Source organism: Paraburkholderia phytofirmans OLGA172 (genome assembly GCF_001634365.1).
Classification (GTDB): Bacteria; Pseudomonadota; Gammaproteobacteria; order Burkholderiales; family Burkholderiaceae; genus Paraburkholderia.
In genome coordinates, this window is record NZ_CP014579.1 from 1858341 (window position 1) to 1877452 (window position 19112).

Genomic DNA, 19112 nt, shown 5'->3' on the forward strand with positions numbered 1-19112 from the left:
TCGCAAGCACGCCGTGGCTGGCCGTGCTCGCGACGGATTGGCTTCAGCCTTTCCAGTCCTTGAGAAAGTCGACCAGAAGCCGATTGACGATTTCCGGCTGTTCTTCATGCGGCAAATGGCCGGCACGCGGAATGGCGTGCGTGACGACGTCGCGTGCCATACCCTTCCACACATCCGGCATGTCGAACATCTTGCCTACCGCGTAGAACTCCGCGCCCCACAGGGCGAGCGTCGGGGCCTGGATCAGCACATCGGCGTCTACTTTGTCGTGAGCGACATCGACCGCGTTGGCACGGTAGTCCGCCATTGCACCCCGCACGGCACCCGGCGCTTCGTATGCCCGAACGTAGGTCTCGAACGCTTCGCCCGAGATCGTGTGCGGGTTGTAGGACCAGTCGGAGAACAAGTGTCGCAGCCATGCACGCTCGTTGCCCGCGATCAGCGTCTCCGGCAGATCGGGGACCTGATGGAACAGGAAGAACCAATATGCGCGCGCGATCTGTGCGTTGATTGACTGGGCGACGATGCGTGTCGGCACGTTGTCCATGACGACGAGGCGATCGACCGCCTCCGGATGGTCCTTCGCGAAGCGCGTCGCGACCCGCGCACCGCGGTCGTGGCTCACGAGCGCAATACGCTCGATCGACAGTTCGCGCAGGAGCGCACGCAGATCGTTCGCCATCGTGCGCTTGTCGTAGCCGTCCGCGGGCTTTTCCGTCTCGCCATAGCCCCGCAGGTCCGGTGCGATCACGCGGTAATGTTGCGCGAGCACGGGAATCTGATGCCGCCACGCGTAATGCGTTTCCGGAAAGCCGTGCAGCAGGACGACGGGGGCGCCTTCGCCCGCCTCGACAAAGTGTTGGCGGATGCCGTTCGCTGTAATCGTGTGATGGGTGACGTCCAGATTGCTCATGATCAGCTCCCGAAATAGATCGAGTGCAATCCGGGGATCTCTTGTGCAGGTGCGGCGCGGCCGCCGGATGAAGACGAACCGGACGTCGCCGGGCCAAAGCTGCTGTTGGCTGCATCGCTCGTCCGCGACGCGTCGCGGGCCGCAACGCGCTGTTGCGCGGCGAGCAGTTCGGACGGATACGTGGCGTCGGACGTCGTGCCGCGATATCCCGCCTGTTGCAACTCGAGCAGTTCCGCCCGCACCTGCGCGCGCGTGACGCCGGATTGAGCGAAGGCTGCGACAGGGAGGGCCATCGTGGCCGTGAGCAGTGAAGCAATGAGGATGCGTTTCATGATTGATTCTCCAATAAGGGATCCGGTCAGCGCGTTCAATGGGGTGAACGTCTACCGGTTGGGAATCAGTCTATCGAGCGATATCAGCGCAATTAAGCCGGTGGCGCAGATAAAGATTTTTGACGGCGCTGCGTGGAATCCGCATGCGCGCCTTTTGAGCGGCGGCCGCGCGCAGTGTCAGGCACAAGGGTCGCGGCCGCCGCAAACCGCGGTCGAGAAAGCCATCCGCGTTGCGTGGCCCGCGCCGGAAGGCGTCAGGTCCGCAGCGAATCCGCGCGGGCCAGCGCCTCGATGCGCTCGATTGCATTATTCAAGGACGACGAGAGCGTCGAGCGCAGGTGCTCCAGCAGCGTGCGGACCTTGGCATCGAGATAGCGGCGCGAGGGGTAGACCGCGAACACCGTGAACGGCCTGAGGCGATAGTGCGGGAGCACGCGCACGAGCTTTCCGTCGACAAGATCGTCGACCGCGGTGTACGTCGCAAGTGTGCCAATGCCCGCCCCCTGCAGCAGGGCTGCCCGCATCACATCGGGAACATTGACTTGAAGCGGCGACTTCGAAATCTTCCAGATCTGAGCGTCCGCTCCGCTTTCGATATGCCATTCGTCAGGCGGCGACACGGGCGATTCGAGCATGAGCAACGTGTGGGCAGACAATTCGTCGCGCGTGCGTGGCGTGCCGTTTCGTTTCAGATAGTCCGGTGAAGCCACCATGACTGCGTATGCCGCGCCGAGCGGCTGCGCGACATACACCGAGTCGGGAAGCTCCGTAGCTGAAATCAGCGAAAGGTCATACCCCTCCTCGACCAGATTGGGCATGCTTTGTTCGATCTTCAGTTCGACGAAGACATCGGGGTAGGCGTTCCGATAACTGGTCAGCGCCGCGGCCACCACGCTCTGCGCAAGGCCTGGCGCGCAATGCAGCCGCACCTTGCCGGTTGGAGACACGCCTGCGCTGCGAGCCTCGTCGGTTGCCGAGTCGATGGCTGCGAGAATCGCCTTGGCGCGCTCGTAGAAGCGTCCACCGGGTTCGGTGACAGAGAGGTGTCGCGTCGTGCGATGCAGCACGACGGTCCGCAACTGTTGCTCCAGCGCCGTGACTGCGCGCGAAACCTGCGCAGCCGTCACGTTGTTCTCTTTCGCGACGGCGGTGAACGAGCTGGTTTCGACCACGCGGACGAATATCCGCATACTGCTGACGATATCTGCCATTCTGTTCCCGGACGGTGAGAGCACCCATTTTTCTCCGGGGCGCTGGCTCGGAACCAAGCTTTCTCAATGTGCTGCCGCATCCTGGCGCAGTCTGCCATCAGGCGTGGCGGGGGCGTTAAACGTCTTATGCCGGCCTGGAATGGATGTTATGTGCCTGGAGGGTCTTCTGCCAGCGTGACGCCGCGCGCATCATCTGCATACCACGAATTTCCCGTTGGGGAGAAGATCGTGAGCAACTATAAGAACCCCATCGGACATAGTGAGAAGCCCTTCGATAGTATCTAATGAAATTGGGCCGCTGCAGACTGGCGGCTCCAATTCAGTACGTTCGGACATAGGAGAACATCATGCAAACGATTCCGGATAACTATTTCACTGCCTACCGCAACCTGAAGTTGACACGGGATGAGGACGGCGTGCTGGTCGTGCAATTCCATACCAATGGAGGCCCGCTCACTTTCACGGCGGAGGCCCACACGGAGGTTGTCGATGCGTTCTACCGGATTTCACAGGACCGGGCGAACAAGATCGTCATCCTCACGGGTGCAGGCGGGGACTTCATGACCGGGGTTGACTGGGCATCTTTCAAGGATGTCTCCGATCCCGACGTCTGGAGCCAGATCCATGACGAAGGCGTTCAGGTCCTGGAAAACATTGCCAATATACGCGTGCCGGTCATCGCGGCCATCGAGGGGCGTGCCCATATCCACTCGGAGTATGTTCTGCTGGCCAACGTCATTGTGGCGGCAGAGGGCGCAACCTTCCACGACATGGGCCACTATGCTGCGGGTGTCGTGCCTGGCGACGGCATCTTTACCACCTGGAGCTATCGCGCGGGAGCGGGACGGGCGGAAGCTTTCCTGCTCAACGCGCAGCCGATTACGGCGGCTGTCGCACGCGAGTGGGGCGTGGTTGCTGAGGTCGTGTCAAACGGCCAGGCGCTTGGCCGCGCACAGGAATTGGCGAGGCAGTATTTGAAAGCGCCCGAAGTGGCACGCCGCAACACGCGCATACATTTTATTTGGCCCTTGAAGCAACGCATCGTGCAGGAAGTTGGCTATGGGTTGTCGCTCGAAGGCGCCTCCGCAGCCGCCCTTGTGAAGGCAATGCAAGCTGGGAGCTAACCTCTATGAGTCGCTCCGATCCCATCACCCTTCGAAGGGCCAGGATCGATCCCAAAGCAGTCTGCCGGCACGGTTGCCCGAACGTCCGGTATACGTTTTCGTGCAGTCATTCGGGCGTGACGGTTACCCGCCGTTTCTATGCCCGTGTGCATTAGGGTGACAACACTCGCGGTCATCCCTGTAAAATGGGTCGGGTACCACCGATAACTTAACGTGCATCGTAACGTGTACGATGCACCGTGAGACGCTTGCGCGAGGGGAATTCACCTTGCAGCGCTTGCAATTATGCGGTCCCTGCCGACCTGGCATTGCCGACAGCGCCCGCAACCGCACCTTATAAAACGACCGTCGCTTCCTGGACGGGCTCCTGACCACGGAACGAGCGGTTGCAAGGGTCACTTTCAGTCATGTACAAACTCGAACAGTATCATCCCGGCGTATTAGCTGTCCTCTGCAGTCAACTCATTTGTCTGGCAGCGTTCGCATGGGAGACGAACGGTCTCATACACAACAAGTGGGTGGAAATGTTATTGGGATTTAGCCTCCTGGCTGGCCTGATCCTGTCGCTAGGGTTGTTCGGCACCTGGCTCAAGTTCAAAGACGAGGTCAAGTTGCACGTTTTTTTGAGTGCCAACCAGATCTATTCGGCGATTGCGATTGCCACCCTGGGAGAGGTGGCGACGATCTTGCTGGTGCCACTGAGATAGAGGCTTCGCTGATTCTACGCCGGCGCAGCAACTCGCGATTCGCTGCGCAAGATGGGGGCGAAAATACACTTTCGCCCCCGACGCCGGAGAATAGCCCATCGCATCCGCCTGGGCTATTTCCGATACTTGCCCGGCATGCCGCCTATTCGATGGCTTCGCCGTGCAGGCTGACGTCCAGACCCGCGCGCTCATCTTCTTCCGTCACACGGATGCCCATCACCATGTCGATCACCTTCAGCAGGACGAAGCTGACCACACCGCTGTAGATCAGCGTCGTCAGCACGCCCTTGGCTTGCAGGATGACACTGCCGTCCGCGCCGCCGATGTCCTTGACCGCGAACACGCCGGTCAGCAGCGCACCCACGATACCGCCGATGCAGTGCACGCCGAACGCGTCGAGCGAGTCGTCGTAACCGAGTTTGTGCTTGAGCCACGTTGCCGACCAGTAGCAGATCACGCCTGCCGCGATACCGATCACCAGCGAACCCGTCATACCGACGAAGCCCGAAGCCGGCGTAATCGCCACCAGACCTGCCACGGCACCCGACACGATACCGAGCACCGACGGCTTACCCTTGGTTGCCCATTCGGCGAACATCCATGCGAGTGCTGCTGCCGCGGTTGCCACCTGCGTGGCGAACATGGCGAAACCGGCACGGCCGTCTGCCGCCACTGCCGAACCCGCGTTGAAGCCGAACCAGCCTACCCACAGCATGGCGCCACCGATCAGCGTGAGCGTCAGGTTGTGCGGCGCCATCGATTCCTTGCCGTAGCCGACGCGCTTGCCCAGCACCAGCGCGCAGACCAGCGCCGCGATACCGGCGTTGATGTGCACCACCGTGCCGCCCGCGAAGTCGAGGATGCCCGCGGCAGCCAGCCAGCCGGTCGGTTCCCAGACCATGTGCGCGATCGGCGAGTAGACGATGATCGACCACAGCGTCATGAACACCAGCATCGCCGAGAACTTCATGCGATCGGCAAACGCGCCCGTGATCAGTGCCGGGGTAATGATCGCGAACGTCATCTGATAGACGCAGTAGACCGTTTCCGGGATCGTCGGGGCGAGATGGCTGACGGTCAGCGTCGTCGCCTTGTCGCCATGGATGTAGTTCATGCCCGCCATGAAGAAGCGTGACAAGCCGCCGATGAACGAGCCGCCCGGCGTGAAGGCGAGGCTGTAGCCCACCACGACCCAGATGATCGACACAAGGCAGGTGATCGCGAAGCTCTGCATCAGGATCGCGAGCACGCTCTTCTTGCGGACCATGCCGCCGTAGAACAGCGCCAGACCCGGGATCGTCATGAACAGCACGAGCGCGGTGGAGGTCAGCATCCAGGCGGTGTCGCCCGAATTGATCTTCGACGAATCGACCGAGAACGGCGCGGTCGGGGCTGCCGGTGCGGCGGCAGCGGATGCGGCCGATGCATCAGGTGCGGCTGCGGCGCTGACAGCCGGTGCGGCGGACGCTTCAGCGGCCGGTGCCGAAGCGGCGGCGGCTGCAGGCGCTGCCGAAGCGTCCGGTGCCGGCGCACTCGCCGTCGTATCGGAAGCAGCTGCCGAGGCCGCTGCGGGTGCGGAAGCGTCGTCCGCGAGGGCGGCGCCGATACCGCCCGCGAGCAGCGAACCGGCCATCAGCATGGACATCAATAATTTGCGCATCTTCGTTTCCTCTTGTCGCTATCTGTGTCGCTATCTTTTGGTATTACAGAGCGTCCGCGCCGGTCTCCCCGGTGCGAATCCGAATCACTTGCTCGATCGGGGTGACAAAAATCTTGCCGTCGCCGATCTTGCCGGTGCGTGCCGCGCGTTCAAGCGCCTCGATCGCCTGGTCGACGATGTCGTCCGAGACAGCTGCCTCGATCTTCACCTTCGGCAGGAAATCGACCACGTATTCGGCGCCCCGATACAGCTCCGTATGGCCCTTCTGCCGGCCGAAACCTTTGACTTCGGTGACCGTGATCCCTGAGACGCCGATGGCCGACAAGGCTTCGCGCGCCTCATCGAGCTTGAACGGCTTGATGATTGCGGTAATGAGTTTCATGAAATCCCCTCTTCGATTGCTGAACCGGAGAGCCGACTCGTACGTCGACCTTATGCCGATAGAGCCGAGCACAACTAGAGCAACTGTCGTGCCAGTTATTTGCTGAAACTCATCGAGAGGAAACACAGCGAGATGAGATACGCACGAGTGCGGCAGCAATCGAAGGCGTTCCACGCGGGGAGCATCGGACACGCGCCCGACGGAAAATCGATGAGCCGAACCAGATGTTGGGGGGCTTTCTATACACAGACCTGAATCGCAGGTCGATACTTGCACAACTGATTTGCACCACAACTAGGCCTGACGTGGTCGAAGCGACCCAATAGGGTGCGCCCACGCCGAGATTCGTGGCATCCGCCACTTCGGCGAAAGCAGCGTGGAAATTCAGGTATTTCAGCTTGCCTCTGAGTCGATGTACGTATCCATGGTCATCTCTGTTCTCATTGCCGCGGAGTCGTACCACGCTGGCTAAGCACCGTGTTTGTCGCACCACTGGATCGCCCAGCGCTGTGCCGCCTCGAACGCGTCAGCGTCGGATGGATAGTCACCGAGGTCGCCCGAGTACTTCACCTCGACGGCTTCGCCACCGGCCGTGGGGCGCCGATAGATCTTTGCGCGACCGTAGTAGCGACCACCTTCATCAAGAGGCGACGCGTCGATGTGGAATCCCTTGTAGTCGAATTGCATGATCGCCTCCGAAAAAGTGCGCTATTCGTCGTCGCGTTGAACAAGCTGCAGGTTTCCATTCGCGTCTCGGCCGAGGCTCACGAGCTTGTTTCTGTAGTCACAGGCAGGACAGAGGAAAAAGAATCCGTGGTCATCGACTTCCGGCGCGACCTGATCGAAGTCGTACCGAGCATCGCAGTTTCGGCAGGTCCACATGTCGGCCTCCGTCGGTATCCTGGAGAAATCCTAGCATGACCGACCGAGCGCAGCACCGAACCAATTGGCGCTGCCTGCGGCGGTTCTCGCCGCACTGTCGCTTCGGCCGATCGAAAATCCGTCTTTACCTAACTTCTCAACGGTTTTTTATGTGCTTTCTTGCGATCCGGCGCCGGTCTGATTTTTGTTACGCCGCCGATCGAGGGTGGATCGCTCGCCGGAAAGGTGTCCTCGACGGCTTTGTCGACGTTGTATTCGCTCTTGTCGCTGTTCGGATATTGCTCGGGATGGTAGATACGCATGACGGCCTCCGGTCGTGTGGGTTTGGAACAATGGTGTCCCGGAATATCAGCAACGCGCGGGTTCTGCGTTCTACCGGAACTGGAGCGGTATAAACAAGCTTATGCCCGGTGCCGACTCAGGGGCATAGACCACGGGAGGTGGCGCATACACATAGTCCTGATTGCCGTAGTAGTCGCCGCGACGATGGTCATTGTCGGGATGTTGATAAGCCTGCCGGTTGCCGTGATCCGACTGATGCCCCTCGTTTTGCCGAGCGCCGTTATCCGTGCCATGTTGCTGTGGATGCTTCTGGTTATGCTGATAGTTGTTACTCGCGCCATGCTGCTGTTGGCCCTCGTGGTTGTCGTTGCCGTTGCCGTTGCTTTCACCAAAGGCCGGCGCCATGGACATGCCGCCAACGGCCAATGCCAGGCCAACTGCAGTCATGATTCTGGTCTTCATCGAGCCCATGTATGCGGCTCGCACTCCTTGGGTTTTCATGATGTTCTCCTGTCTGCGAACCGGGACCCTATTGAGGTGCCAGTCCGCTTCCCGTTGCGGGTGTCTCGAGATCACCCCTTCTTTGCGGAGTGGTGATGGTCAGTCTGGAAAATCAGATCGGCATTCTTCTTCTGAACGTCGGACATGCTGTCGTACAGTGCCTGAAACGCGGATGTGAGCTTTCTGATGCCGTCCGCATGGGCATCGGCGATCTGGCCATAGGACTTGAGATCGTCGACAGCGCTCATGCTGTTGGCATGACTGGCTCGCGTTTGTCTGAGCGAGTCCATCGTGCCTGCATTGTCACGCATGACCTGCGCGACCTTCTGCCAAAGGTCTTCTTGCGCCGCGGTGATCTGAAGCCTCGTGTGAAGTCCACTGATGCGCGTATCAACCTGGTCATGGGTGGCAACGGTCATCACGCTTGCACGTGGTTGAGTCTGGGTGGGCGAGGCAGCGCTCGCAGGAGGGGCGAACGCCGCTATCGCGAGAAAAAGCGCTATCGCGAGCGCCGGTGCAGTTCGCGGTTGGAATTGTGGGGCAACGAGTCTCATAATTGGTCTCCAAAGAAGTTCGACGGACTCGCGAAGGGATTACCGTCAGTGCGGCGAATTCGATCGAACAGATCATTTGTGCGCCGACTCCCGAGTGGCGTCTGTCCGGTGCCGGACCCTTGCGCGCTGGAACCGCGCCGCTGAATTGAGGGAGCCGCGCGTGACCCAACTCGAAAACTGGTGCCGGCGCGCCACGAAAAGTCGCATCGGCGCGCCGCAGGCGTTCCCCCGAAAGTTGCGCCGCTACGCCTGAGTTGATCGGTGTACGGTGGCGTACCGACTGCTTCGCCCATTGCCGCCATACTGTTCTGATCGAAGCAGCGCTCAAGGAGCGAGGTGATGAACAAAGATCAGATACAAGGATGGACAAGAGAGATCGCAGGTAAATTGCGTACCGGCCTCGGCAAGACCATCGGCAACCGGACGGTCACGTGGAGGGGGCGCGTCGAGCAGGTCATCGGCAAGACGCAGGCGTCGTATGGCAATGCCAAGGCGCGTCTCAGGAAGCGCTCATAAGCCACCAATGCGCCGCTCTCTTTGCTGTCAATCAGGAGGCGCCACGGGTATTAAGTAAAGGGCATTGACTGCCACCGCACAGACATCCCCCGTGTGACGTGAGAATGTGGGCTGGGATAGAACCAGTTGCACCACCATCATGACCAACGTCGCCTCCAAAACACTCACCATGATCATTGCAATAGGCACGGCGCTTACTCCCGTGCTGTGCTGCGCCTACGCGCTCGATGCGCAACTCGACTGCAAATCGAACGCACACGCATTCATCGCCCCGCTCCTGACCGCTCAATATATCGATCCGAAGCCGATGCGTGTCGAAGCGAACTCGATCAACGCATTTCGGCCGGCGCACGATAGCAACCTGACGGCTTTCGGCTTTCGTGTCTACGCCGTTCTCGGGTATGAACACAGCGACACGATGTTCAAACAGGGAAGCGGTCAACCGATTACGGACTCTGCGTATGGCACGGTAGTCGTTGGCGCCACGGAGGACGTGGAAGCGCGCGTACGCGCGGCCGGCAGTGACGCTGTCATCCGGCAAGTCATTCCCCTCCTGCTCACGGTCATCTTCTGCAGCGCGCAATGAAGCGCTACGCGCCTGATCGCGGACCGGTCAAGCAGCCGACTCGCCCAAAACTTCTGCAGGTGATGGGCCCCGGCCTCATCACCGGCGCGTCGGACGACGATCCAGGCGGTATCGCCGGCAATCTGCGTGAGCACTATCCGCGCTGGTTGTCGACCAGCGTAGTCGGGTTTACACTGCCGCCCGTACTACGTATCCTCGGCTGGGTTGCTACCGGCGTGATGGCGGCAACGGTCGTGGCAATGGGTGTCACCTGGGTCGTGTGAGGGAGCTGCCCTATCGCCTCAGATACTGCGCTCGCAAGGCTTCGATTTCATCAAGCAGATCGAGTACGAGCGCGATGCCCGCAGCGTTGATCTCGAGATCCTGCGCGAGATGCCGAGCCCTGCGGGCGCGGCGCAATGAGACGCCGTCGAAGTGCGGGCCATCGTCCTCGCTGACGCATTTCGGCTCAATTGCGCCTTGCTCGATCCATTCAACGAGCTGGACTTCAGAAGCGCCGGACACCCGGCACAATTCGAGCAGCGTGAACTCCACCTGCTCCTCGACGATCAGGCATTCGAGCCAGGCAGTGCGCGATTCGTTCATGATGCATCACCTGAAAAGTGCGCGCGCGGGTCGAAGTCGCATGCCGCTCGTAGTGTCTCGTAAGCCGCGCGTGCCTGCTCGCTGTCAGCCAGCGGCAGAACGATGTTCAATTGCGCATAGAGATCGCCCGATGGTCCGGCCGGACCGCTCGCTGGGATTCCCTTGCCTTTCAGGCGTAAGCGTCGGCCTGCGCTGGAATCTTTGGGTATGGCTATTTCGACGGCGCCGTCGGGCGTCGGCACGGTAATGCGCGCGCCAAGTGCCGCTTCCCAAGGGGCGACCGGCACGACGATCGTCACATCGCGGCCGTCGACGCTGAAAAGTCCGTGCTGGCGCAACGCGATTTCCAGGTACAGGTCTCCAGCGCGCCCCTCTCCGAAACCCGCCCCCCCTTGGCCGGCAAGTCGCAGATGCTGCCCGCTGTGCACGCCCTTTGGAATGGAGACATCAAGCGTCCGCGACTTCAGTACGGCTCGGCCGCTTGCATCGAGTACTGGCGTCTCCAGCGAAATCGTGCGCTGTGCCCCTCGATAGGTATCCTCCAGATCGATCACCACTTTCGCATGGTGGTCCTGGCCTCGCGCCGAGTGCGGCACACCGCCATAGGCATCCTCCATGTCTTGCGCAGTTGCGCGGTCATCACCGGCGCCGGCAGCGTGCCGCGCGCGTCTTGTCGACGCACGGCCACCATTGGCATGTTCACCGCGAAAAAGTGCCTCGAAGAATTCGCTGAAGCGTGCCTCCTCGGCTCCGCGGTCGTCCCCGCCGCTGAATTCGAAGCCCTCGTCCCACTGCGGCGGCGGCTCGAAGTCCTGACCATTGCGCCACTGGTCGCCCATCCGGTCGTAGGCTGCACGCTTTTCCGTGTCTTTGAGGACGCCGTACGCCTCGCCGAGCTCCTTGAAGCGCGGCTCCGCGTCGTCGAGTTTGCTCAAGTCCGGGTGATATTTGCGAGCGAGCTTGCGATACGTACGCCTGATATCGTCCTGCGTCGCGCTGCGCGGTAATCCCAGCACTTCGTAATAGTCTTTGTATTTCATATCGAAGACCTATGAGAGAGGCCGCGCGCGCACCTATTTCAGCGGTATCACGGCGGGACGAACAAGCGGCGCGTCATGAACGGTCGCCCAGTCGCTGCGGCGCACGTGGTGGATGATCAACGGAATGCCCGCGAACACGACGATGCCGAGGACAACCAGCCCCGTGTAAAGCCAGGGCGAACCGACCGGCAACTGGTCCGGCGGGAAGAACGACACGACGAAACTGAACAGCACCCCGGCAAAGCCAATGCCGGCCGTCAACCACATACCGCCTGAACCACCGGGTACCGTGAAGGGGCGTGGCAAAGCAGGTGCGGAATAGCGCAACTGGATCGCCGCGGCATACATCAACATGTAGGCGATCAGGTAAAGCGCAATCGTCATCGCGGAGATCAGGAAGAACGCGACCGATACATCCCGGATCACGAAGTAGAAGCACGAAATGACGGTCACGATCAGACCTTGCACCAGCAGGATATGAGTGGGCATGCCCTTGCGATTCTTCGCCTGAAGGATCGGCGGCAACTCGCCCTCATGTGCGGTCTCGAGCAAGCCACGCGACGGACTGCCGAGCCACGCCAGCACGCCGCTGATTGCACCGACGCCGACCAGCAGCGACAACGCCGACACAGCCCAGCCCATGTGCCAGATGTCCGCAAGCACGGCACCAAACGCGTCGAACACGCCGGATTGCAGCGAGATCTTCTCGTACGGCAAGATTGCCGCGATCGGCAATGCGCCAAGTGCGAAGATCAGCACCGAAATCAGCGCACCCAGTCCGATGGCCGCCGGATAACCGCGACTCGGGCTGCGCATGTCGATCACATGAACTGCTTGCACCTCTACACCGGCAAACAGCAACACGATGCCGGCAAGAAACGAGATCGTGCCGAAGCCGTGAATCGCGGGCCAGAAGCGGGCATGGCCATCCTGGGACAGTGCGGCATCGTTCAGGTGTTGCCAGCCGAGCGGGTGGCCACTGTTGATCCAGTAGCCGAGCAGCGCGAGCAGCACGATGCCCGGCACGATGGTGCCGATCACGAAGGTCCAGTTGGCGATCTTCGCGAAAACTTCAACGCCTTGCAGCACGACCCACGTCGCGAGCCAGTACGCGACGATGCAGAAAATCCCGACGTAGACACCGTTCTTCGCCAGCTCCGGCCGGCCGATCGTGTACGCGAGCGCCGCCGCGCCGAAGGTCAGCGCGACCGGAAACCAGACGACGTTCTGAATCCATTGCAGCCAGATCGCAAGAAAACCCCAACGTGTGCCGAACGCTTGCGCGACCCACGTATAGATACCCCCGCGCCGGTCCGCAAAGGCGCCGCCCAGCTCAGCCGAAATCAGCGACGCGGGGATCAGATAGAAAACAACGGTAAACGCGAGATAGACGAACATCGTCATCTCTTCCTTCGCCAGCAAAGGAAGCCCACGCAGGCTTGTGACCACGGCTGCCGCCGTCATCAGACCGATCGACGTGACGCTCAGATACTTACCGCGTTTTGCGGTGTTTGCGACCGGCAACGTGGCCGCGGTGGTAGCGGTGTTATCCATTTCGTGCGCTCCTGTCGCGATGCGACATCAATCGTGATGGAAGGTAGGGCCGGCGGTCGAATGCAGCACCGGATTTTTCGTCAGATGCGCGACCGCGTGCCTGATGTCCTCGAGCAGCATCGCGGTCATGTCGCGAGTCACGCCGCGCCGGATCAATACGCGCTGCACGATGGTGTCCTCGCGGCCGGCAGGCAACTCGTACGAGGCGATCTGCCAACCGCGCATGCGCACCTGATCGGACAGATCGAATAGCGTGAAGCCTGCTGTTTCTGGACGCTTCAGCTTGTAGCAAACAGCCGGTAACGCGCCGCGCCCGTCGTAGATCATCTCCAGTGCGTCGATCTTCGCCAGACCGTCCGCCAAAGCTTGCGCGGTGTCGGCGCATTCCTGCTGGATATGTCGATAGCCTTCACGGCCCAGGCGCAGCAGCATGTAGTACTGCGCGATGATCTGTCCCGCCGGTCGCGAGAAATTCAGTGCAAACGTCGGCATGTCGCCCCCGAGATAATCGACCCGGAAGATCAGTTCGTCTGGCAGTTCCTGAGTGCTGCGCCAGACGACCCAGCCGACCCCGAGCGGCGCGAGCCCGTATTTATGGCCCGACGCATTGATCGATTTGACGCGCGGCACGCTGAAGTCCCATTCGAGGTCCGGCTGAATGAACGGTGCGACGAAGCCGCCGCTGGCGGCATCGACGTGAATCGGGATATCGAGTCCGACATTGGCTTGCAAGGCGTCGAGCGCCCCCGCCAGCGCCTTCACCGGTTCATAGACGCAGGTGAACGTGATACCAAGCGTGGCAACGACGCCGATCGTGTTCTCGTCGCAATACTGGGCCAGATCTTCCGGCCGCAGTCCGGTCGCGTCGCCGCTGAGTGGCACCTGACGCATCTCGACGTCGAAGTACCGGGCGAATTTCGCCCAGCACACCTGCACCGGTCCGCAGACGAAGTTCGGCTTGTCGGTCGGCTTGCCTTGCGCTTGCCTGCGCTTTTTCCACTGCCACTTGAGCGCGAGACCACCGAGCATGCAGGCCTCGCTCGAACCCGTCGTCGAGCAACCGGTGGTCTTCCACGACTTCGTGGCATGCCACAGATCGGCGAGCATATGCACGCAGCGCATTTCGATCTCGGCGGTTTGCGGATATTCGTCCTTGTCGATCATGTTCTTGTCGATCGACAGATCCATCAGGCGCCGAACTTCGTCGTCGGCGTAAGTGGTGCAAAACGTCGCGACGTTCTGCCGTGAGTTGCCGTCCATGAATAATTCGTCGCGCACCAGATCGAATACGGCGCGGCGGTCGGACGATGTCTCCGGAATCCGGTACTTCGGGAGCGAAGACCCGGAGATTGTCGCGGCGTATTCGTCAGCGACGGCATCCGGCGTGGATGGCGGGGACTTGAGAAAGGTCATGGCGTGACACTCCTGACTTGAAATGAGCGCGGCAGGTGCGCGAAACGGACACCTGAGCGAATGGAACGGCGATGTGGGGCAGACGGAAAAGCTTCCATATCCACGGTGCGCGCAGGACCGGTCGAAGTCGGTACGGTGCCGTACCGCGCTGCGGGATCCCAGGCGATCTGTTCATTGCATTGCATTACATTGCTATTGAGCGCAAGGTAGTGCTATTCACTGCGCTGCTTCCGATCGTCTGTTACGCCGTCGATATCCGGGCCGAGCCCAGCGGAATAAACCGTTCGGCAAGGACATCGTCGACGGCAAGGTTCAGGCTGCGGCGCTCTGAGCGCACGCATTCCAATCCCGCGACGGCGCTCGCCGTCCGAACGAACTCTTCGAGGCCGACATGTATAAACGCATTCTGGTAGCGATCGACGGCAGCGAGACGTCTGAACATGCGTTCGACAGCGCGCTGCAACTCGCACGCGAAAATGACGCGCAGTTGCAGCCGCTCTATGTCGTCGACAACCCGTTGATGGCATACGACGCCTCCGGCTACGATCCGACGATCCTGCGTGACGCCTTCGTGGAAGAAGGCCAGCGCTTGCTGGCGGACGCACTGGCACGGATGAAACATGAAAACGTGGCCGGCACGCCGCGGATGGTGGACGTCGCGCCGATAGGCGAGGATATTTCAGAGCGCATCCGCATCACGGCCGACGAATTCAATGCGGACCTGCTGGTACTCGGCACGCACGGCCGGCGTGGCTTCAAGCGTCTGTTTCTCGGCAGCGTCGCCGAGCGCGTGGTGCGCAGTGCCTGCTGTCCAGTGTTGCTGGTGCCGAGCAGGCAGACGCAAACCACGCACGTAGAGTCAGCCAAACCGGGCCACGCCGACGTTGCCGCTGCAATGTATGAGATGCCGCGTTAGAGCGGCAACAGTACCGTCGCGGCAATCGGCTATGCCGCGATGATCACTTTCAGCGAGTGCGTGTCTGCAGCATGCTCGAAGGCCTCGTAGGCATCGAGAATCTGATCGAGCCTGAAGCGATGGGTAATCAGAAGCGTGGGGTCAAGCCTGCGGGAGCGCAACGTGTCCAGCAGCATAGGCGTGCTCACGGTATCGACCAGCCGCGTGGTGATCGTGATATTCCGGTTCCAAAGGTGTTCCAGATGCAGATCCACCTTCACGCCATGCACGCCGACGTTTGCAATCGTCCCGCCCGGCGCGATGATCGCCTCGCACAATTCGAAAGTGACAGGTATGCCGACCGCTTCGATGGCGGTATCGACGCCCCGCCCGGAGGTGAGTTTCATGATCGCCTTCGCCGCATTGCCATCCGCGTTGTTGATCACCGCGGTCGCACCGAAGCGCTTTGCGGTCTCTAGCCGGTTATCGTCCAGATCGACCATGATGATCTCGGCGGGAGAATAGAAACGGGCCGTGAGCAATGCCGCGAGTCCGATCGGCCCGCTGCCGACAATCGCCACGCTACTACCGGGCTGCACCTTCCCGTTGAGCACACCGCACTCGAAGCCAGTCGGCAGGATATCGCTCAGCATCACGAGCGCCTCTTCGTCGGTATCGTCGGGAATCCGGTAAAGACTGGTATCCGCGTGCGGAATCCGCACGAACTCGGCCTGCGTGCCATCGATCCTGTTGCCAAGAATCCAGCCGCCGCTAACGCAATGGGAATACATGAGTTTGCGGCAGTACATGCACTTTCCGCATGCGCTGATGCACGAAATCAGGACTCGTTCACCTGGCTTGAACGCCGTGACGCCTGCGCCGACCTGCTCGATTACGCCGGTACCTTCATGGCCGAGCACGCGGCCGGGCTGACAGGTCGCGACGTCGCCCTTGAGAATATGCAGATCTGTGCCGCAAATTGTCGTCTTGCTGATCTTGACGATGGCGTCGGTGGACGCCTCGATCTCTGGTTTGGGCCGTTCTTCAACAGACTTCTTGCCAGGGCCAAGATAAACGAGTGCTTTCATTGCCGGTAACTCCGGTTGCATCGGATCGACCCGTACGCAGGGACGCAAATTTGTTCCCTCTGGACAATCAGAGCGCCACAGCGTGCCGGCTAAGTACCCGTGGATCGCCGACCGGCAGAACCACCCGCCCGTGCACCTCGTTGATCACGTCGGCTGCGGACAGATAGAACGCAAGCGCCGCCGTGAGGAGCCCCATATAGCCGCCTGCCATCCGCACCAGACCTGAACCTGTCCACTCTCCTCCAGCCAGCAGGCCGAAGGTGATCCAGAGCGCCAGAAAAATGAACTGCAGCGCCCGAGGCGAGCGAAAGGTGGCCAGCCACATATAGAACGTAAAAACGCCCCAAAGGAACAGATACCAGCCGACGAATGCGGCCGGCACCTTGTCATGCAGAAAGAGTACGAATAGCGCAAACGACCACCAGAACGCGCCGTAACTCAGAAAGGCTGTCGCGCCGAAGGTATTGCCGCGCGGCAACTCCATGATGCCGGCGATGGCCTGCGCGGTCCCGCCGTAGGCGAGCGCACAGGCGAGCACGAGACCCATCGACTCGCCCGAAAACCAGCCGGCGTTGATCATGCTAAGCAGCCACGTCGTCAATGCAAAGCCGGCGAGACCCAGTGGCGCGGGGTTCGCTAGTGTGGTTCGGATCGGTGCGCTGGCCATGGCCTGCTCCTGAAGATAAAAAACGTTCCGGCAATTTCGCTGTCTTCGCGAACCATCACCCGAGCTGATCGAGAATCGCCGGATTTTCCAGCGTGGATACGTCCTGGGTAATTTCTTCGCCGGCGGCCAGCGAACGCAGCAAGCGGCGCATGATCTTGCCCGAGCGTGTTTTCGGCAGATTCTCGCCGAAGCGGATTTCTTTGGGCTTCGCGATCGGCCCGATCTCCTTGCCGACCCAATTGCGCAATTCGGTCGCGATTTTGATCGCCACGTCGCCGGTGGGCCGCTCGCCCTTCAACACCACGAACGCGACGACGACTTCGCCAGTCGTCTCGTCGGCACGGCCGACGACCGCGGCTTCCGCCACCAGCGGGTTCGCTACGAGTGCCGACTCGATCTCCATCGTGCCGAGCCGGTGGCCCGATACGTTGAGCACATCGTCGATGCGACCCGTAATCGTGAAGTAGCCGGTGTCCTCGTCACGCACCGCACCGTCGCCGGCGAGGTACAGCTTGCCGCCAAGCTCTTCAGGGAAGTAACTCTTCTTATAGCGCTCCGGATCGCCCCAGACGCCGCGCAGCATCGACGGCCATGGACGTTTGACGACGAGAATGCCGCCCTGCCCGTTCGGCACGTCCTGCCCGGTTTCATCGACGACCGCGGCCATAATGCCAGGCAGCGGCAGCGTGCACGATCCCGGCACCAAAGGTGTGGCGCCCGGCATCGGCGCGATCATGTGACCACCCGTTTCCGTTTGCCACCAGGTGTCGATGACAGGGCAATGGCTATGGCCGACGTGTTCGTAGAACCACGTCCACGCGGCCGGGTTGATCGGCTCGCCGACTGTGCCGAGCAGACGCAACGTCGACAGGTCGTAACGGTCCGGATGAACTTTGGGATCGGATTCGGCAAGCTTGATGAGCGAACGGATCGCGGTCGGCGCGGTATAAAACACCGTCACGCGGTGTTTCGCGATCATCTCCCAGAAGCGGCCGGCATTCGGATAGGTCGGCACGCCTTCGAACACGACCTGAGTCGCGCCGATCGCTGTCGGACCGTACGCGATATAGCTGTGGCCGGTAATCCAGCCGATGTCGGCGGTACACCAGAAAACGTCGCTGCGCTTCGCGTCGAAAGTCCACTTCATGGTCTGCGCTGCCCACATCAGGAAGCCGCCCGTGCTGTGCTGCACACCCTTCGGCACACCTGTCGAACCGGACGTATAGAGAATGAAGAGCGGATGTTCAGCGCCAACCCATTCCGGCTCGCACGTGTCTGCTGCGGCTTGCGTGAGCTCGTGCATCCACAGGTCGCGTCCTTCGTGCCACGCGACCTTGCCGCCCGTGCGCCGATAGACGATGACGCTTTTCACCGCTTCACAGCCGCCCATCGCGAGGGCTTCGTCCGCGATGCTCTTCAACGGAAGCGCTTTGCCGCCACGCATCTGTTCATCGCAGGTGACCAACGCGATCGCGCCCACGTTGACAACCCGCTCATTGAGCGACTTCGAGGAGAAGCCGCCAAACACGACGGAATGCGTTGCGCCAATCCGCGCGCAGGCCTGCATCGCCACAATGCCCTCGATCGACATCGGCATGTAGATCACCACGCGGTCGCCCTTCTTCACGCCACGGGTTCGCAATGCGTTAGCAAACCGGCTCACGCGCTCGAGCATCTGACGGTATGTGACGTGCGTGACGGTGCCGTCGTCGGCCTCGAAAATCACGGCAACATGGTCACCGTTGCCGGCTTCGACGTGGCGATCGAGGCAGTTGTAGGACGCATTGAGGGTGCCGTCGTTGAACCATTCATAGAACGGCGCGCGAGATTCGTCGAGAACCGAAGAGAACGGCGTTTTCCAATGCAGAATCTCTCGCGCGCGCCGCGCCCAGAATCCCGCGTAATCGCGTTCAGCCTCGGCGACCAACGCGCGGTAGGCATCCATGCCGGAGATCGCGGCATAAGCCGCCACGCTGGCGTGAGGAAGGAAGGCTTGCGGCTCCTCCAGAATCGAATCGCTGGTTGACATTTTATGTCCCTTGCACGCTTTCATGCGTGCTTGATGGTGCTTCCCGGTTAGTCGCCACGCCACCGCAACGCGGCGCGCGGGCGTGAAAAGAGCAACTTGAACACGCACATGACTGTCCGGAAATCGGATATTGTGCGCAGCGCGATTACCGCGAGCCCCGCTGCGCCGGGCGTGACAAACCGACCCGCATG

The 19112-nt window shown here is 61.1% G+C and carries 22 protein-coding genes; 6 read left to right on the forward strand and 16 right to left on the reverse strand.

Annotated elements, in window-relative coordinates; genetic code table 11:
- Positions 1 to 43 precede the first annotated feature (43 nt).
- From AYM40_RS28345 to AYM40_RS28355, 3 genes are all read right to left on the reverse strand, one after another.
- A complete protein-coding gene (locus AYM40_RS28345; protein ID WP_063499421.1) occupies positions 44 to 913 on the reverse strand; it encodes an alpha/beta fold hydrolase in 870 nt (289 codons plus the stop codon).
- Positions 914 to 915: 2 nt separating this feature from the next.
- Positions 916 to 1245 carry a DUF4148 domain-containing protein gene (locus tag AYM40_RS28350; RefSeq protein ID WP_063499422.1) on the reverse strand — a complete coding sequence of 110 codons (330 nt, stop codon included), beginning with the start codon at positions 1243 to 1245 and terminating at the stop codon, positions 916 to 918.
- Positions 1246 to 1499: 254 nt separating this feature from the next.
- Positions 1500 to 2456, reverse strand: a complete 957-nt coding sequence (locus tag AYM40_RS28355; RefSeq protein ID WP_063499423.1) for a LysR family transcriptional regulator — start codon at positions 2454 to 2456, stop codon at positions 1500 to 1502.
- A 347-nt stretch (positions 2457 to 2803) separates the two neighbouring features.
- Between AYM40_RS28355 and AYM40_RS28360 the strand changes: the two genes are divergently transcribed.
- Positions 2804 to 3580, forward strand: coding sequence for an enoyl-CoA hydratase/isomerase family protein (locus AYM40_RS28360; protein ID WP_063499424.1), 777 nt, complete (start codon positions 2804 to 2806; stop codon positions 3578 to 3580).
- A gap of 407 nt (positions 3581 to 3987) precedes the next feature.
- Positions 3988 to 4287: a hypothetical protein gene (locus AYM40_RS28365; protein ID WP_063499425.1), complete on the forward strand. Its 300-nt coding sequence runs from the start codon at positions 3988 to 3990 to the stop codon at positions 4285 to 4287.
- A 142-nt stretch (positions 4288 to 4429) separates the two neighbouring features.
- On the opposite strand, the gene AYM40_RS28370 is transcribed toward AYM40_RS28365, so the two are convergent.
- The 6 genes from AYM40_RS28370 to AYM40_RS28390 form a co-directional block, all read right to left on the reverse strand.
- Positions 4430 to 5947 (reverse strand): ammonium transporter, encoded by a 1518-nt coding sequence (locus AYM40_RS28370; protein WP_063499426.1) that lies wholly within the window; start codon positions 5945 to 5947, stop codon positions 4430 to 4432.
- A 43-nt stretch (positions 5948 to 5990) separates the two neighbouring features.
- Entirely contained in the window at positions 5991 to 6329 is a 339-nt protein-coding gene (locus AYM40_RS28375; protein WP_006048089.1) for a P-II family nitrogen regulator, read from the reverse strand.
- Between the two features lie 468 nt (positions 6330 to 6797).
- Entirely contained in the window at positions 6798 to 7016 is a 219-nt protein-coding gene (locus AYM40_RS28380; protein WP_063499427.1) for a hypothetical protein, read from the reverse strand.
- A gap of 323 nt (positions 7017 to 7339) precedes the next feature.
- The gene (locus AYM40_RS41995; RefSeq protein ID WP_181448434.1) at positions 7340 to 7513 is read right to left on the reverse strand and encodes a hypothetical protein; all 174 of its coding nucleotides are present in this window, start codon (positions 7511 to 7513) and stop codon (positions 7340 to 7342) included.
- Positions 7514 to 7583: 70 nt separating this feature from the next.
- A complete protein-coding gene (locus tag AYM40_RS28385) occupies positions 7584 to 7994 on the reverse strand; it encodes a hypothetical protein (protein WP_063499428.1) in 411 nt (136 codons plus the stop codon).
- Positions 7995 to 8065: 71 nt separating this feature from the next.
- The gene (locus AYM40_RS28390) at positions 8066 to 8413 is read right to left on the reverse strand and encodes a Spy/CpxP family protein refolding chaperone (protein ID WP_063500763.1); all 348 of its coding nucleotides are present in this window, start codon (positions 8411 to 8413) and stop codon (positions 8066 to 8068) included.
- Positions 8414 to 8887: 474 nt separating this feature from the next.
- Between AYM40_RS28390 and AYM40_RS28395 the strand changes: the two genes are divergently transcribed.
- The 3 genes from AYM40_RS28395 (at position 8888) to AYM40_RS42785 (ending at position 9913) form a co-directional block, all read left to right on the forward strand.
- On the forward strand, positions 8888 to 9064 hold the full coding sequence (locus AYM40_RS28395) for a CsbD family protein (RefSeq protein ID WP_063499429.1): 177 nt from the start codon (positions 8888 to 8890) through the stop codon (positions 9062 to 9064).
- 139 nt (positions 9065 to 9203) lie between these two features.
- Positions 9204 to 9650: a hypothetical protein gene (locus tag AYM40_RS28400; protein ID WP_063499430.1), complete on the forward strand. Its 447-nt coding sequence runs from the start codon at positions 9204 to 9206 to the stop codon at positions 9648 to 9650.
- Complete coding sequence (locus AYM40_RS42785) at positions 9647 to 9913, forward strand: hypothetical protein (RefSeq protein ID WP_063499431.1); 267 nt, start codon at positions 9647 to 9649, stop codon at positions 9911 to 9913. Before AYM40_RS28400 ends, AYM40_RS42785 begins: the two co-directional genes overlap by 4 nt.
- Positions 9914 to 9923: 10 nt before the next feature.
- On the opposite strand, the gene AYM40_RS28410 is transcribed toward AYM40_RS42785, so the two are convergent.
- Genes AYM40_RS28410 through AYM40_RS28425 form a run of 4 tightly spaced genes read right to left on the reverse strand, consistent with a single transcriptional unit; the run spans position 9924 to position 14242 of the window.
- Complete coding sequence (locus AYM40_RS28410; RefSeq protein ID WP_063499432.1) at positions 9924 to 10235, reverse strand: chaperone modulator CbpM; 312 nt, start codon at positions 10233 to 10235, stop codon at positions 9924 to 9926.
- Positions 10232 to 11275 (reverse strand): DnaJ C-terminal domain-containing protein, encoded by a 1044-nt coding sequence (locus AYM40_RS28415; RefSeq protein WP_063499433.1) that lies wholly within the window; start codon positions 11273 to 11275, stop codon positions 10232 to 10234. Before AYM40_RS28415 ends, AYM40_RS28410 begins: the two co-directional genes overlap by 4 nt.
- A gap of 33 nt (positions 11276 to 11308) precedes the next feature.
- A complete protein-coding gene (locus AYM40_RS28420; RefSeq protein ID WP_063499434.1) occupies positions 11309 to 12829 on the reverse strand; it encodes an amino acid permease in 1521 nt (506 codons plus the stop codon).
- Positions 12830 to 12856: 27 nt separating this feature from the next.
- Positions 12857 to 14242: a glutamate decarboxylase gene (locus tag AYM40_RS28425; protein WP_063499435.1), complete on the reverse strand. Its 1386-nt coding sequence runs from the start codon at positions 14240 to 14242 to the stop codon at positions 12857 to 12859.
- A gap of 391 nt (positions 14243 to 14633) precedes the next feature.
- Between AYM40_RS28425 and AYM40_RS28430 the strand changes: the two genes are divergently transcribed.
- Positions 14634 to 15158, forward strand: a complete 525-nt coding sequence (locus AYM40_RS28430; RefSeq protein WP_063499436.1) for a universal stress protein — start codon at positions 14634 to 14636, stop codon at positions 15156 to 15158.
- Between the two features lie 29 nt (positions 15159 to 15187).
- Here AYM40_RS28430 and AYM40_RS28435 read toward each other — a convergent pair whose 3' ends face one another.
- The 3 genes from AYM40_RS28435 to acs form a co-directional block, all read right to left on the reverse strand.
- Positions 15188 to 16225, reverse strand: coding sequence for a zinc-dependent alcohol dehydrogenase family protein (locus AYM40_RS28435; protein WP_063499437.1), 1038 nt, complete (start codon positions 16223 to 16225; stop codon positions 15188 to 15190).
- 67 nt (positions 16226 to 16292) lie between these two features.
- The gene (locus tag AYM40_RS28440; RefSeq protein ID WP_063499438.1) at positions 16293 to 16892 is read right to left on the reverse strand and encodes an acetate uptake transporter; all 600 of its coding nucleotides are present in this window, start codon (positions 16890 to 16892) and stop codon (positions 16293 to 16295) included.
- 55 nt (positions 16893 to 16947) lie between these two features.
- Positions 16948 to 18921: an acetate--CoA ligase gene (gene acs / locus AYM40_RS28445; protein WP_063499439.1), complete on the reverse strand. Its 1974-nt coding sequence runs from the start codon at positions 18919 to 18921 to the stop codon at positions 16948 to 16950.
- Positions 18922 to 19112: the final 191 nt, after the last annotated feature.

Bases quoted from the DNA above. Each gene is read 5' to 3' on its own strand.
- AYM40_RS28370 (WP_063499426.1), bottom strand. From the start codon at position 5,947: ATGCGCAAATTATTGATGTCCATGCTGATGGCCGGTTCGCTGCTCGCG.
- AYM40_RS28355 (WP_063499423.1), bottom strand. From the start codon at position 2,456: ATGGCAGATATCGTCAGCAGTATGCGGATATTCGTCCGCGTGGTCGAA.
- AYM40_RS28360 (WP_063499424.1), top strand. From the start codon at position 2,804: ATGCAAACGATTCCGGATAACTATTTCACTGCCTACCGCAACCTGAAG.
- AYM40_RS41995 (WP_181448434.1), bottom strand. From the start codon at position 7,513: ATGCGTATCTACCATCCCGAGCAATATCCGAACAGCGACAAGAGCGAA.
- AYM40_RS28440 (WP_063499438.1), bottom strand. From the start codon at position 16,892: ATGGCCAGCGCACCGATCCGAACCACACTAGCGAACCCCGCGCCACTG.
- AYM40_RS28395 (WP_063499429.1), top strand. From the start codon at position 8,888: ATGAACAAAGATCAGATACAAGGATGGACAAGAGAGATCGCAGGTAAA.
- AYM40_RS42785 (WP_063499431.1), top strand. From the start codon at position 9,647: ATGAAGCGCTACGCGCCTGATCGCGGACCGGTCAAGCAGCCGACTCGC.
- AYM40_RS28365 (WP_063499425.1), top strand. From the start codon at position 3,988: ATGTACAAACTCGAACAGTATCATCCCGGCGTATTAGCTGTCCTCTGC.
- AYM40_RS28425 (WP_063499435.1), bottom strand. From the start codon at position 14,242: ATGACCTTTCTCAAGTCCCCGCCATCCACGCCGGATGCCGTCGCTGAC.
- AYM40_RS28385 (WP_063499428.1), bottom strand. From the start codon at position 7,994: ATGAAAACCCAAGGAGTGCGAGCCGCATACATGGGCTCGATGAAGACC.
- AYM40_RS28410 (WP_063499432.1), bottom strand. From the start codon at position 10,235: ATGAACGAATCGCGCACTGCCTGGCTCGAATGCCTGATCGTCGAGGAG.
- AYM40_RS28350 (WP_063499422.1), bottom strand. From the start codon at position 1,245: ATGAAACGCATCCTCATTGCTTCACTGCTCACGGCCACGATGGCCCTC.
- AYM40_RS28420 (WP_063499434.1), bottom strand. From the start codon at position 12,829: ATGGATAACACCGCTACCACCGCGGCCACGTTGCCGGTCGCAAACACC.
- AYM40_RS28390 (WP_063500763.1), bottom strand. From the start codon at position 8,413: ATGACCGTTGCCACCCATGACCAGGTTGATACGCGCATCAGTGGACTT.
- AYM40_RS28415 (WP_063499433.1), bottom strand. From the start codon at position 11,275: ATGAAATACAAAGACTATTACGAAGTGCTGGGATTACCGCGCAGCGCG.
- AYM40_RS28400 (WP_063499430.1), top strand. From the start codon at position 9,204: ATGACCAACGTCGCCTCCAAAACACTCACCATGATCATTGCAATAGGC.
- AYM40_RS28380 (WP_063499427.1), bottom strand. From the start codon at position 7,016: ATGCAATTCGACTACAAGGGATTCCACATCGACGCGTCGCCTCTTGAT.
- AYM40_RS28430 (WP_063499436.1), top strand. From the start codon at position 14,634: ATGTATAAACGCATTCTGGTAGCGATCGACGGCAGCGAGACGTCTGAA.
- AYM40_RS28435 (WP_063499437.1), bottom strand. From the start codon at position 16,225: ATGAAAGCACTCGTTTATCTTGGCCCTGGCAAGAAGTCTGTTGAAGAA.
- AYM40_RS28375 (WP_006048089.1), bottom strand. From the start codon at position 6,329: ATGAAACTCATTACCGCAATCATCAAGCCGTTCAAGCTCGATGAGGCG.
- AYM40_RS28345 (WP_063499421.1), bottom strand. From the start codon at position 913: ATGAGCAATCTGGACGTCACCCATCACACGATTACAGCGAACGGCATC.
- acs (WP_063499439.1), bottom strand. From the start codon at position 18,921: ATGTCAACCAGCGATTCGATTCTGGAGGAGCCGCAAGCCTTCCTTCCT.